Source organism: Rhodanobacteraceae bacterium (assembly GCA_016713135.1).
Lineage (GTDB): Bacteria > Pseudomonadota > Gammaproteobacteria > Xanthomonadales > SZUA-5 > JADKFD01.
Genome location: JADJPR010000010.1, coordinates 156,665 through 169,152 on the forward strand (window position 1 = coordinate 156,665; position 12,488 = coordinate 169,152).

Genomic DNA, 12,488 nt, shown 5'->3' on the forward strand with positions numbered 1-12,488 from the left:
CAGGAGAATGCTGATGCGACCTGTTTTCCGCCTTGCCGTTGTCACCGCGCTCGCCCTGGCGACGCGCGCCGCCCCGGTGGCGGCCTTCAGCGAGGATTTGTGTTGGCCTGGCGATGCCAGTGGACTGGTCTCGTGCACGCCGTTGCCGGCCGCCTGCGAGCCAGCCGGAACGGTCAGCGGGACCTGCCTGACCGCGGCGGTGGCGGTGTACGCCACGGTGCCCGGCTATGCCCATGCCCGCAGTGCGCTGCATGCGGATGTCAGCTACCTGCTGGCGCAGGCAGTGGGCTTCGCGGCAGAAGATGCCTACTGGATCGCAGCCTATGACCAGGCGGTGGACCTCGGCCGCTACGAGCCGGTGGATCGTGCCGGCACGACCGTCGGTGGCGGCCAGCTGGCCACCGCCGTGATCGACGGCTTCGAGCGCAACAACCTGGCCGATGGCGGGGTGTACTACCACTTCATCGCTCCGCGCGCGCCGCGCACCGGCCCGCCGCAACCGGTCGACGGGCTGCATCCGGACGTGTCGGACGCGCAGATCGAGGGCTTCCTGGCGCATTTGCGCGCATGGGCGATGCAAGGCGCGGGGACCGGCCGGCCGATCTGCACCGATGGACTGAGCAGCGACACCGGGCTGGACTATGCCCTGGGCCCGAGCTGTTTCCAGCGGGTCGGCGGCCAGCCGGCGCAGATCGACGGCACGATCTCGGTGTTCGCCACCCAGTCAGTCCCATTCCAGTCCTTCACCGGCACCCAGGTGGTGGTCAGCGACCAGCAACCCGGCGGGCCGGTCTACGGCAGCGACTTCGACAACGTGGTCGGCGCAGATCCCACGCGCTCGGCGAATGCGCGCCTGGGCATCTACCTGCATGCGCTGGCCGACCGGATCTCGCACCATGTATGCACCGACAGTTCGGTGCTCGCCGGCCCGCGCGGCCTGGCGCAGGGCTTCGACGTGGACATGAGCCATGCCGAGTGCACCCAGGGCACGCATGCGCTGCGTCATATCTGGGAGATCGGCGTCGATCCGGCCTTGCTGGCGCCGGAACACCGCACGCTGGCGGCAGCGCTGGAAGCGATCTACGACGAGTTGCTGGCGTTCGCCGCAGCGCGCGGTGTGCTGCGGCCGGGGGCAAGCGACCCGGCATTCCGTAGTCGCTGGCTGACCGCTCTGGCGGCCGACTTGCGCAACCCCGACGCGGCGGGTCGCCTAGACGCCCTGGCGCTCCGTGCCTGTGCCGAGGGCTGGCCGGAGTTCCCGGGCAGCCAGGCGTGCTATTTCAGCAGCGGCTTCGAGTAAATCATTCACCGGAGGATTCAACTCACTGGGTACCAGACCGGGTCGCGAGTCAATGGTTGAAGCTCGTTGGACGCAAAGCAAGCAAAGGTAAAGCGAAAGAACGCCAAGGAGGGCGAATCCCGCAGGACAACCGTTTCCTGAGTGTTCCTTGCGTCCTCTGTGCCGAGACAAGGGCGGCCCGGGGTGCCGGTCCAGTCGGGGGACAGGTGGTGACGATTGCTATTCTCATGTCCCGGGCGATGGCGTACAGCGGATGCGAATGACACGCGCAGCAAGCATGGGTGCCCTCCGGCGTCGGTCGGCGAGTCAGCAACAGGCATGAACCCCTCGGACTGCGATTTCCTGATCGGGCCGGTGCGCGTGGATGTCGCCGGGCGGCGGCTGTTGCTCGAGCCCGCCGGCGAGCGGCTGGCGGCCGACACCCAGCAGGTCGAGGTGCTGATCTGCCTGATCCGCGCCTTTCCAGCCATCGTCTCGAAGGATGAGTTGATCGAGCGCGTGTGGGGCGGGCGCTATGTCACGGATGCCGCCCTGCACAAGACCCTGAGCAATCTGCGCAAGCTGCTGCGCGAGGCGCACGGCGGCGAGATGATCGAAACCCGCTACCGGCGCGGCTACCAGCTGACCCAGGCGGCCGTTGCGGTCCCGGCTCTGGTGCGAGGCGAGAACCTTCCGGTGGCGGCATCCGCGCCCGCCGACGCGCCCGCCGGGGAGGCGTCAGCGGCAGCGCCAGCCACGCGCCGGCGGATCCGTGTTGAGATGGTCGCGCTCGCGAGCCTGGTGGCGCTGGTGATGCTGGCGGGCCTGATCCGCTGGTCGCAGCCTGGCCAGCCCGACGCGCCCGCGCTGCCACCCGCGACGGTTGCCCTCGCGCCCGATGTGCAATCGAGCTTGGCAAAGCTGGACGAGGCAGCCCTGGTCAAGGCGATCAAGGACGCGTTGGCAAGCGACCCGGGATTCGCGCGCCAGGGCACCGCAGAGTTGCGCCGCCGCGGCGCTGCGGATGCACGCCTGCGCGGCCTGGCCGACAAGTTCGACGGCATCCTGGCCTACCGTGCGGGCAATTTCCCGCAGGCGGAGGCCGATTACCTGCGCGCGCTCCCGGCCTTCCGCGAGGCCGGCGACCAGCGCGAGGAAGCGAATGTGCTGAACAACCTGGGCGTGCTGCTGGCCGAGACCGGCGACAATCCGGAGCGCGCGCTGGAGATGTACCGCCAGTCGCTGGCCCTGCGCCAGGCCGTCGGCGACCAGGCCGGCGTGCTCGGCAGCCATCGCAACCTGTCCAACCTGCTGCTGGAAAGCGGTCGTCTCGACGCGGCGCGCGATGCGGTGGAGGCTTATGCGCGTGCCGCCGAGGCCGATGGCGCACAGGCTGATCGGGTGGAGGCGTTGATCCTCAGGGGCGACGTGCAACTGGCCTCCGGCGAGGGCGATCCGCGCCCGGCCTTCGAGTCCGCGATGACGCTGGCGCAGGAGCACGGGCTGGCGCAGTCGGCGGCCAGCGCCAGCCAGCGGCTGGGTCGGGTCGCGCTGCGCATGGGCGATCCCGTTGGCGCGCGCGCGGCATTCCAGCGCGCGCTCGACTGGTACCGCGAGAGCGGCGGAACCCATTTGCTGGACGTGGTGCTGTACAACCTGGCAAGCGCGGTGGCCGCCAGCGGCGACTCGCGCGAGGCCATCGTGCACTACCAGGCGGTGCTGGCGGCCGATCCCGACGGCAAGCCGAGTACCCTGAGGGTGGACACCCGGATCGCCCTTGCCCGGCTGCACTGGTTGCTGGAGGATCCGGCGTTGGCCGCGCGCGAACTCGGCCACGCGGCAACCGAAGCCCTGGCCCTGCAGAGCGATTCGGCGCAGGCCGCGGTTGCCATTGCGCGAGCGGACTTCGCCTTGCGCCGGGGCGAGTGGATCGCCGCGCGCGGCTTGCTGACAGACGCGCGCCAGCGCCTCGGCGACACCACCCAATGGGAGCTCGATGCGCAGTGGCGGCAACTGGACATCTGGGTGCGCATCGCCCAGGGGCAGTTGCAGTCGGCCGGCGAGGAACTGGAGCGCCTGGCCATTGTTGCCGCGCGCCATCAGGACGCACGGATCGGCGCCTTGTTGGTGCCCGCGCGCATGGCGCTGGCCGGCGCGCGCGCCGACTGGGCCGCGGCCTACCAGTGGCAGTTGCGCATCGGGCAGGCGCCAGCATCGACGGGTGACCTTGTGGGAACTCCGTCCGCCGCCGCGGGCAGGCTGCCATGGTGGAGCCCGGTCGTTGGCGTGCTGTTTGGCCTGCTGGGCGGCCTTCTGGTCGGTCAGCGCTGGCGCGTCTCGAAGCCGTCGGCATAGATTGCCTCGCCCGCCGGCGCGCCGGGCAGCGGCTGCCAGTAGCCGCCGCGCAGGGTGTAGTCCCCACCGCTCAACGTGCCGGCAAGCGCCTGCCCCACACTGACGCCGACTCGGTAGTCCGTGTTGCCGGCCTCGCCGCCGCCGCCGGCGATGAGGCCGCGGGTGATCCGGTAGTCGCCGCCCGATTGCGCATCGGCGGCAGGTGTCGCAATCGTCAACCACAGCACAAGGGCCAGGAGCAGCCACCAAATACCGGCTTTCTTCATGACGTTCACTCGCAGCCAAAGTCGCCACAACGGCGCAGACGCAAGAGGCCGGCACTACGATCGTAGATGGCGATGTGGCTGAGCGCAGTGACTGCCACCGCGAGCCCGAGCACCGACACGTCCGTGGCAATGTTGAAAGCCACCTGATTGTGGTTGCCCACGTCCCCGGCACAGGCAGCGTCCACGCAGTTCACCAGGCGCACCCGCTGCGCATTGGGATCGAGGTAGACGAAGGTCGGTGCGAAGTAGTTGTTGCGTGCGCGCAAGTGGGTGCCTGCATGCACGCCTGCAGGGGTGGAGATGGTCCGCACGACGCCTGCGCTGCAATCGAAATTGCTGCATCCATAGGCTTTGACCCGTCCCTGGCTGGCATCCTGGTAGAGCACGGTGGGGAAGGCGTCGGTGATTCGCAACAGGTTGGTGTAGCGGCCGATGGTCCCGGCGCTGTTGTCCAGCACCCGGCTGGCGCCGGTGCTGCAGGCCGTATTGGCACACGTGTAAAGCTTGAGGTCGCCGTTCGTGGTGTCGTGGTAACTGATCAGGACCTGCGCGCCCTGGATCAGCAGGCTGGGGTAGTTGCCCACGTCGCCGGCGCTGTCGAGCACGCGCGCGGTGCCGGAGGTGCAGTCGGCGTCGTTGCAGTCGTACACCCGCAGGTCACCGCCGGTGGCGGCGTAGTGCGCGATCAACGGCCGGCCGTCGGTGCGGAATTTGATCGAGGGCCAGCGGCCGGCGGAGGGTGTCGGGTCCAGCGCCCTTGCGACGCCGCTGGTGCAGCGGGTGTCGCCGCAGACGTATAGCTTCAGGCCGGCGTTGGCGTCGCTGTAGGCAATCACCACGCTGAAGTCCGCGCGGATCGCCATCTCGCTGTAGCGGCCCACATCGCCGGCATCGTCCAGCACACGGCTTTCGCCACTGGTGCACGGGATGTCGTGGCAGTCGTGCAGCTTCAGGGCGGTGTTACTGGCGTCGAAGTAGCTGACCAGCGCCCGCCCGTCCGGCGCGATCTCGATCGACGGGTAACTGCCGACATCGCCGCTGAAATCCGCCACGTGGTCGATGGCATTGCAGATCGGCGCGCCGTCGCTGCCCACCCCGCGCACCGAATGGCCGACCGGGCAGGATCGGGTGAAGCGCGCTTGAACTGCGCTGATGTCGATCTGGGCCAGGCCCACGGCACCCGGTGCGAGTTTCTCCCGGCTGACTGCGGCGTCGGCGATGCGGTCGGTGGCGACCGCCGAGGCCGCAAGCTTGGCGCTGGAGACGGCGCCATCGGCCAGTTTGCTGCCGGCCACCGCCGAGTCCGCCAGCTTGCTGCCGCTCACCTGGCCGTCCTGGATGGCCGGCGCGGTCACCGCGCCCGGCGCCAGGTCGGCTGCAGCCACGCCGCCATTGGAAATCTGCAACGAACCCACGCTGCCGGAGGCGAGTTGTTCGAAACCAACCGCGCCATCGGCGATCTTGCCCATGGTCACAGCGTTGTCCGCGAGTGCCGCGGTGGTCACGCTCGCCGGCGCAAGTTCGATGTCAGTGACCGACCCGGCACGGACCTTCAGTGCGTAGGGCGTGGCCTGCACCGCCACCCGCGGCAGCAAGGTCTGGAAGGTGCCGGTGCTGGCGCCTGGCCGGACGCCAATCTGCAGGAAGACCTGGTCCCCGAGGAACAGCGCCGCGCCGAAGTCGATGCTGGCCTGGAACTGCCCGGCGGTGACCGCGACATCCTGCACCGTGAGCGCCGGCAACAAGGCGTTGGTGCCGTTGGCCGTGGCATAGGGCGTGAACTGCAGGTCGTAGCTGCCGTTCGCCGGTTGGCCCTGAAACTCCAGCACACCCTGGTAGCTGAAAGCCGTGCTCAGGACCTGGGATGCCAGGGGCTGTGCAACGCAAGCCAACATCCAGAACCAGCACCACCACCCACGTCGGGCGTGTCTGCGCATCGGGGACTGCTCCAGTGCGCCGCGTGATTGCGGCCCAGGGAGCCTGGGTCAACGGGCTCTGCAGATCCTGAAAGCACCCGGAAGAAAGCTGGAGAGATCCTGACGAAGCCCACGGAGCGCCCCGGCAACGGCCCCGGGAGCGAGTCGCACGCATCGTCCGGATCACGGCCGCCAAGGCTGGGGTTTTCAGCGCGCCGACCAAGGAGCATTTGTCCGCAAAGGACGCAAAGGACGCAAAGGACGCAAAGGAAAGCGACAACAGCCGATGACAGGGATCGCCGTTGGCTTCGATGGGTCCTTATCGGACCAGGGCAGTTGCTTCCTCGCCACACGATGTCAACCCGGCGCGAGGCGGGGCTGGCAACGGACGCGGCCCGCCTCAGCCACCCACGCGCACGAAGCCCTTGGTCAGGTTCTCCTGCAGCAACTGCTCGGCCAGCGCCTGGGCCCGCGCTTCGCTGGCGGCCACGTCGAGGGTGACCTTGAGCGGTTCGGCGCGCTTGGCCGAGTAGTCGGTCCAGTACACCAGCCAGGGGAAGGGCAGGTCGCCGGCCTTGTGCACCAGCACCAGCTTGCGCAGCATCTCGCCCTTGGCATAGACCTCGCGGCGCACGATGCGGGTTTCCTGGGTGCTGCTGGCCGGCGCCGGGCGGTCGCCGTTGGCGCCCACCTGCTCGATGCGCGCGCCGCCGCTCTTCCACTCCTTGTCCTCGCGCAGGCACTCGAAGCGCGCGAAGGTCAGCCGCGGGCAGGGCGTGAGGCCGAGGAAGCGCCAGGCGCCGGCGCCCTCGTCCCATTCGATCATCTGGGTGCGCTGCTCGCGCCCGCCTTCGGAGACCACCAGGTCCTCGCCGTGCACCTCGGCGATCAGCTTCGGGCGCACGAACTGCACCGCGCGACCGGAGGAATCGGTCATCGGCAGCGGTGCGTCCACCTTCAGCGGGCGCAGGCGGTCGAGCAGGGCGATGCGCTCGGCATCGGTCAGCCCCGAGCCCACGCGCACGAAGGTCTGCACGAAGGCCTCGGGCCCGGCGCCGGGATAGACCAAGCCGGTCAGCAGCGAGGTGACGCCGTACTGGCCCTCGAACTCGCCCTCGACGAAGCCCATGATCAGCGCATCGACCGTGCGATGCGGCTTGACCTTGAAGGTCTCCGCACGGTTCAGGCGCCGCACCACCACGCCCTCGCCACCGGATTCCACAGCGGTGGCGAACAGTTGCGGCACCTCGCGCTCCAGCGCGGTTTCCGCCGCCTGGGCGTGCACCGGCTGGGATTCGTCGGTGCCGCCGACCTGGCGCAGCCAGGCCAGGGTCTGGGCGAAGTCCGCCTGCTGGCTGCGCAAATCGCGGCCGTCGACCATCACCGCATCGAGCAGCGCAAGCTTCAGTCGCGCCAGATCGGCGTCCTTGCCGTTGAAGGACAGGCGGATCACCTCGGCCACGCCCGAGCGCCGTCCGCCCTCTGCGCCGCCGGTGTCGAGGTAGAGCTCGCAGCGTAGCAAGGTGCGGCGCACGCCGGCTGCGGCCAGGCGCGCCGCCAGCGCGTCGAGCGCCGGCAGGCCGATGCGCACGCGCCCGCCGGGGGCAGAGAAGGCGAAGGCGTCCTGGCCCTGCTCCCAGTAGACGAACACGCCCTCGCCGTCGTACTTGTGCGCCACCAGCACCGGATCGTTGCCGGCGAAGCGCTGCGCCAGTTCGGCCGGCGACAGCGCAGCGATCTTGCGCATCACCGTGTTCTCGAACTCGGTGGCGATCGCCATCAGCACATGGTCGGTCACCGCGCCACCGGTGGCGATGCCGTAGCGGCCGCGCATGGCCAGTTTGCTGCGGTCGATCATGGCCCGTTCTCCACCACCGGCACATCCGGCAGTTTCAGTTCCTGGTCGGACAACAACAGCAGGAGCTTGTAGCGCTCGCCGTCCACCTCTCCGTGCAGGAAGGCGCGGTAGGCGGTGCCGGCTTCGCGGATCACCAGCGGCAGATTGCCCTTGGGGCCGGCGCCGAGCACGGCCACCTCGCCCTTCTGCGCGAGGTCGCGCGCGAGATCGCGCAGGAACTCGAAGGTCAGACCGTCCACGTGCGCCACTTGCAGCATCTGCTTGAAGGCAAAGGCGCCCAGCGCGTCCGCCATCGGCAGGCGCTTGCCCAGGCGCACCGGATGCAGCTCGTTCAAATTGCTGTGGCGCACCAGGTGTGGGCGGCGCGCCTTCTCCTGGCCCTGCGCGTCGTAGACCACGTCGACATCGGCGAAATCGCCGATCGGGCGCGGCTCGGCGGCGTCCGGGTCGAACCACGCCGGGCTGGTGCTGTCGGCCTCGATCGGGCTGCCGGCCAACTCCAGGTCCAGCTCCGGATCGCCAGCGACCAGCGCGTCGAAGGACAGCGCCGGCGGTTTGCGCCGGATGCCGCTGATCAAGCGCTGGCTGGTGACTTCGCCCACGCAGGTCACGTTGTGCAGCGCCGGCCGCGGGCGATCCTGCGGCAGGCCATGCAGGGCCACCCGCGCACTGCGGCCGGCAAATTCGAGGTGCAAGGTCAGGGCCATCGGTGCGCGCCTCAGATCATCGAGAAGTCGAGTTCATCGGCATCGTCCGCCTCGGCTTCGGCATCGAAGAAGTCGTAGGCCACCGAGAGGTCGAGGAAGGTCGAGCGCTTGGCCACGCCGACCAGCAGGAAGGCGTGATCGGCGCGCACCAGCACCAGCGCGTCCTTGGACTGCGGGCTCTTGCGATAGTTGAACTCGGTGCGGTAGAGCCCGGGCGCCAGGCCGCTGCCGCTCAGCGGATAGGTGTCGCTGACCTGGAATTCGGCCAGGCGCGACATCGGCACCGGTTCCAGCGGCGATTCGACGTCGAAGGAACTGGGCTTGAGTTCCACCGGCTGGCCGTCGACGGTGATCTCGACCGGATCGACCGGCGAGCCCTCCGGATCCGCGCGCACCGAGCTGACCGCGCCGGAAGGCAGCAGTCGCCCGTCCGCCAGCAGCATGCCGCGGCTCAGCGCCTTGCCGTCCTTCTCCGCGATACGTCGGGCGTAGCCGTACAGCGCCTTCTTGTCGACCTTGGACTCGAGCTCGTAGGCGAGCACGCTCTCGCCGATCCGGAATTGCAGGCTGCGCGCCATGTTGCGCTCCGTTGCAGTTTGCCCCGCAGACTAGCCAATGCGCGCCGCGTCCGGCAATCGCGTCGTCCGATGGTCCAGCAACATCCCTTGCCACTGCCGACTATCATCCGCGGCCTCTGCGCGCCTGACGGATCCACGCCATGAACACCGCCCACCGCAAGCCGCTTGCCGGCACCGCCCTCGACTACTTCGACGCCCGTGCGGCGGTCGACGCGCTGGCGCCCGGCGCCTGGGACGGCCTGCCGTACACCTCGCGCGTGCTCGCCGAGAACCTGGTGCGGCGTTGCGATCCGGCCACGCTGGACGACTCGCTGCGCCAGCTGGTCGAGCGCCGGCGCGACCTCGATTTCCCCTGGTTCCCGGCGCGCGTCGTGTGCCACGACATCCTCGGCCAGACCGCGCTGGTTGACCTGGCTGGCCTGCGCGATGCGATCGCCGACCAGGGCGGCGATCCGGCGCAGGTAAACCCGGTGGTGCCGGTGCAGCTGATCGTCGACCACTCGCTGGCGGTCGAATGCGGCGGCTTTGACCCGGACGCCTTCGCCAAGAACCGCGCGATCGAGGACCGCCGCAACGAGGACCGTTTCCACTTCATCGACTGGACCAAGCAGGCCTTCCGCAACGTCGATGTGATCCCGCCGGGCAACGGGATCATGCACCAGATCAACCTGGAGCGGATGAGCCCGGTGATCGGCGTGCAGGACGGCGTGGCCTACCCGGACACCTGCGTCGGCACCGACAGCCACACGCCGCATGTCGACGCGCTCGGCGTGATCGCCATCGGCGTCGGCGGCCTGGAAGCGGAGAACGTGATGCTCGGGCGCGCCTCGTGGATGCGCCTGCCGGACATCATCGGCGTGGAACTCAGCGGCAAGCCGCAGCCCGGCATCACCGCGACCGACATCGTGCTCTCGCTGACCGAGTTCCTGCGCAAGCAGAAGGTGGTCGGCGCCTACCTGGAATTCCGCGGGCCTGGTGCTGCGGCGCTGACCCTCGGTGACCGCGCGACGATCTCCAACATGGCGCCCGAGTACGGCGCCACCGCGGCGATGTTCTTCATCGACCAGAACACCCTGGACTACCTGCGCCTGACCGGCCGCAGCGACGCGCAGGTGGCGCTGGTGGAGACCTACGCGAAGACCGCCGGCCTGTGGGCCGATGCGCTGGCAGGCGCGCAATACGAGCGCACGCTGCACTTCGATTTGTCGACGGTGGTGCGCACCATGGCCGGCCCGTCCAACCCGCATGCCCGCGTCGCCACCACCGATCTCGCTGCAAAAGGCATCGCCAAGGCCTGGACCGAGACACCGGGGCAGATGCCCGATGGCGCGGTGATCATCGCCGCGATCACCTCCTGCACCAACACCTCCAACCCGCGCAACGTGATCGCCGCCGGCCTGCTGGCGCGCAACGCGCGCAACGCGGGCCTGGTGCGCAAGCCCTGGGTCAAGTCCTCGCTGGCGCCGGGCTCCAAGGCGGTCGCGCTGTACCTGGAGGAAGCCGGCCTCAAGGACGACCTCGAAGCGCTCGGCTTCGGCATCGTCGCCTTCGCCTGCACCACCTGCAACGGCATGTCGGGCGCGCTCGACCCGAAGATCCAGCAGGAGATCATCGACCGCGACCTGTACGCCACCGCGGTGCTGTCGGGCAACCGCAACTTCGACGGCCGCATCCACCCCTACGCCAAGCAGGCCTTCCTCGCCTCGCCGCCGCTGGTGGTCGCCTACGCCATCGCCGGCACCATCCGCTTCGACATCGAGAAGGACGCGCTCGGCCAGTGCGCCGACGGCACGCCGGTGCTGCTGAAGGATCTGTGGCCTTCGGATGAGGAGATCGACGCCATCGTGCGCTCGGCGGTCAAGCCCGAGCAGTTCCGCGCGGTCTACGAGCCGATGTTCAAGCTCGCGGTGGACGCCGGCGAGAAGGTCAGCCCGCTGTACGACTGGCGCCCGATGAGCACCTACATCCGCCGCCCGCCGTACTGGGAAGGCGCGCTGGCCAAGCCGCGCACGCTGAGCGGCATGCGCCCGCTGGCGATCCTGCCGGACAACATCACCACCGATCACCTGTCGCCGTCGAACGCGATCCTGCTCGACAGCGCCGCTGGCGAGTACCTCGCGAAGATGGGCCTGCCGGAAGAGGACTTCAATTCCTATGCCACCCACCGCGGCGACCACCTGACCGCGCAGCGCGCGACGTTCGCCAACCCGACGCTGAAGAACGAGATGGTGCGCAAGGACGATGGCAGCGTGCGCGCCGGTTCGCTGGCGCGGGTGGAGCCGGAAGGGCAGGTGATGCGCATGTGGGAGGCGATCGAGACCTACATGGCGCGCGGCCAGCCGCTGATCATCATCGCCGGCGCCGACTACGGCCAGGGCAGCTCGCGCGACTGGGCCGCCAAGGGCGTGCGCCTGGCCGGCGTCGAGGCCATCGTTGCCGAGAGCTTCGAGCGCATCCACCGCACCAACCTGATCGGCATGGGCGTGCTGCCGCTGGAATTCCAGCCCGGCACCACGCGCCTGACGCTGGGGCTGGACGGTACCGAGACCTTCGATGTCCGCGGCGAACGCACCCCGCGCGCGACGCTGACGCTGGTCATCCACCGCCGCAGCGGCGAGGTCGTCGAAGTGCCGGTGCTGTGCCGCCTCGACACCGCCGAGGAAGTCTTGATCTACGAAGCCGGCGGCGTGCTGCAGCGCTTTGCGCAGGATTTCCTGGCGGCGGCCTAAGCATCTTTCGCGTAGCCCGGTGTGCGGCGAAGCCGCTCACCGGGTACTTGCCGCAAGCACCCGGTGAACGCGCTGCGCGCGCACACCGGGCTACCATTGCGTGGCCTAGCCGCGACGTCACGGAGCCTGACCCATGCCCACCCGAATCCCGGTTTCGCTCTGGACCCTGCTGATCGTCATCGGCAGCGCGGCGGCGATTGGCGCGCATTACTTCGGCAGTCCCTGGGTGCACTGGATCGCCAAGCCGGCGACGACCCTGTTGTGCGCCGCGATGGCGCTGTCGCTGCCGGCGACGGAAGCGGGTTACCGCCGCTGGGTGGTGGTCGGGCTGCTGCTGTCGACGGTGGGCGATGTGTTCCTGATGCTGCCGGGCGACTGGTTCCTGCACGGACTGGTCGGTTTCCTGCTGGCGCACCTGGCGTACCTCGTTGCCTTCGGCCAGCGCGAGCGTTTCCTGGCGCGCGCGACGCCTTTCGTCGCCTACGCCATCGTTGCCGTCGGCATCCTCGCCTGGCTGTGGCCGGGCATCCCGGCGCCAATGCGCATCCCGGTGGTGGTCTACGTGGTCGCGCTCGGCAGCATGGCGGCACAGGCGGCGGCGATCTGGTGGGCGCGGCGCGATCGCATGACCGCGCTGGCCGCGGTCGGCGGTGCGCTGTTCATGGCCTCGGACAGCATGATTGCGATCGGCCGTTTCGGCGAGCCCTTCGATGGCCAGCGCTTCCTGGTCCTGTCCACCTACTGGGCGGCGCAATGGCTGATCGCGCGATCGGTCGCGCGCGCCTGATTCGCGTTGCGCT

Annotated in this window: 9 protein-coding genes; 4 read left to right on the forward strand and 5 right to left on the reverse strand. The window is 69.3% G+C overall.

Annotated features, from left to right (window positions below; translation table 11 throughout):
* Nucleotides 1-13 precede the first annotated feature (13 nt).
* Together IPK27_10700 and IPK27_10705 are read left to right on the forward strand one after the other, a co-directional pair.
* Nucleotides 14-1,300: a hypothetical protein gene (locus tag IPK27_10700; GenBank protein MBK8068070.1), complete on the forward strand. Its 1,287-nt coding sequence runs from the start codon at nucleotides 14-16 to the stop codon at nucleotides 1,298-1,300.
* A 318-nt stretch (nucleotides 1,301-1,618) separates the two neighbouring features.
* Complete coding sequence (locus IPK27_10705) at nucleotides 1,619-3,634, forward strand: tetratricopeptide repeat protein (protein ID MBK8068071.1); 2,016 nt, start codon at nucleotides 1,619-1,621, stop codon at nucleotides 3,632-3,634.
* Here the strand turns inward: IPK27_10705 and IPK27_10710 are convergent.
* The 5 genes from IPK27_10710 to IPK27_10730 all read right to left on the reverse strand — a co-directional run bounded on the left by IPK27_10710 (nucleotide 3,601) and on the right by IPK27_10730 (nucleotide 8,959).
* Nucleotides 3,601-3,900 (reverse strand): hypothetical protein, encoded by a 300-nt coding sequence (locus IPK27_10710; protein ID MBK8068072.1) that lies wholly within the window; start codon nucleotides 3,898-3,900, stop codon nucleotides 3,601-3,603. The genes IPK27_10705 and IPK27_10710 overlap by 34 nt on opposite strands.
* A 5-nt stretch (nucleotides 3,901-3,905) precedes the next feature.
* Nucleotides 3,906-5,837: a hypothetical protein gene (locus tag IPK27_10715; protein MBK8068073.1), complete on the reverse strand. Its 1,932-nt coding sequence runs from the start codon at nucleotides 5,835-5,837 to the stop codon at nucleotides 3,906-3,908.
* 379 nt (nucleotides 5,838-6,216) lie between these two features.
* The gene (locus tag IPK27_10720) at nucleotides 6,217-7,674 is read right to left on the reverse strand and encodes a hypothetical protein (GenBank protein ID MBK8068074.1); all 1,458 of its coding nucleotides are present in this window, start codon (nucleotides 7,672-7,674) and stop codon (nucleotides 6,217-6,219) included.
* Complete coding sequence (locus tag IPK27_10725; GenBank protein ID MBK8068075.1) at nucleotides 7,671-8,381, reverse strand: hypothetical protein; 711 nt, start codon at nucleotides 8,379-8,381, stop codon at nucleotides 7,671-7,673. The genes IPK27_10720 and IPK27_10725 overlap by 4 nt, the downstream gene beginning before the upstream one ends.
* An 11-nt stretch (nucleotides 8,382-8,392) precedes the next feature.
* Entirely contained in the window at nucleotides 8,393-8,959 is a 567-nt protein-coding gene (locus IPK27_10730; protein ID MBK8068076.1) for a hypothetical protein, read from the reverse strand.
* A 140-nt stretch (nucleotides 8,960-9,099) separates the two neighbouring features.
* Here IPK27_10730 and acnD point away from each other — a divergent pair, with 140 nt between their 5' ends.
* Nucleotides 9,100-11,688 (forward strand): Fe/S-dependent 2-methylisocitrate dehydratase AcnD, encoded by a 2,589-nt coding sequence (gene acnD, locus IPK27_10735; GenBank protein MBK8068077.1) that lies wholly within the window; start codon nucleotides 9,100-9,102, stop codon nucleotides 11,686-11,688.
* A gap of 133 nt (nucleotides 11,689-11,821) precedes the next feature.
* Entirely contained in the window at nucleotides 11,822-12,475 is a 654-nt protein-coding gene (locus IPK27_10740) for a lysoplasmalogenase (protein ID MBK8068078.1), read from the forward strand.
* Nucleotides 12,476-12,488: the final 13 nt, after the last annotated feature.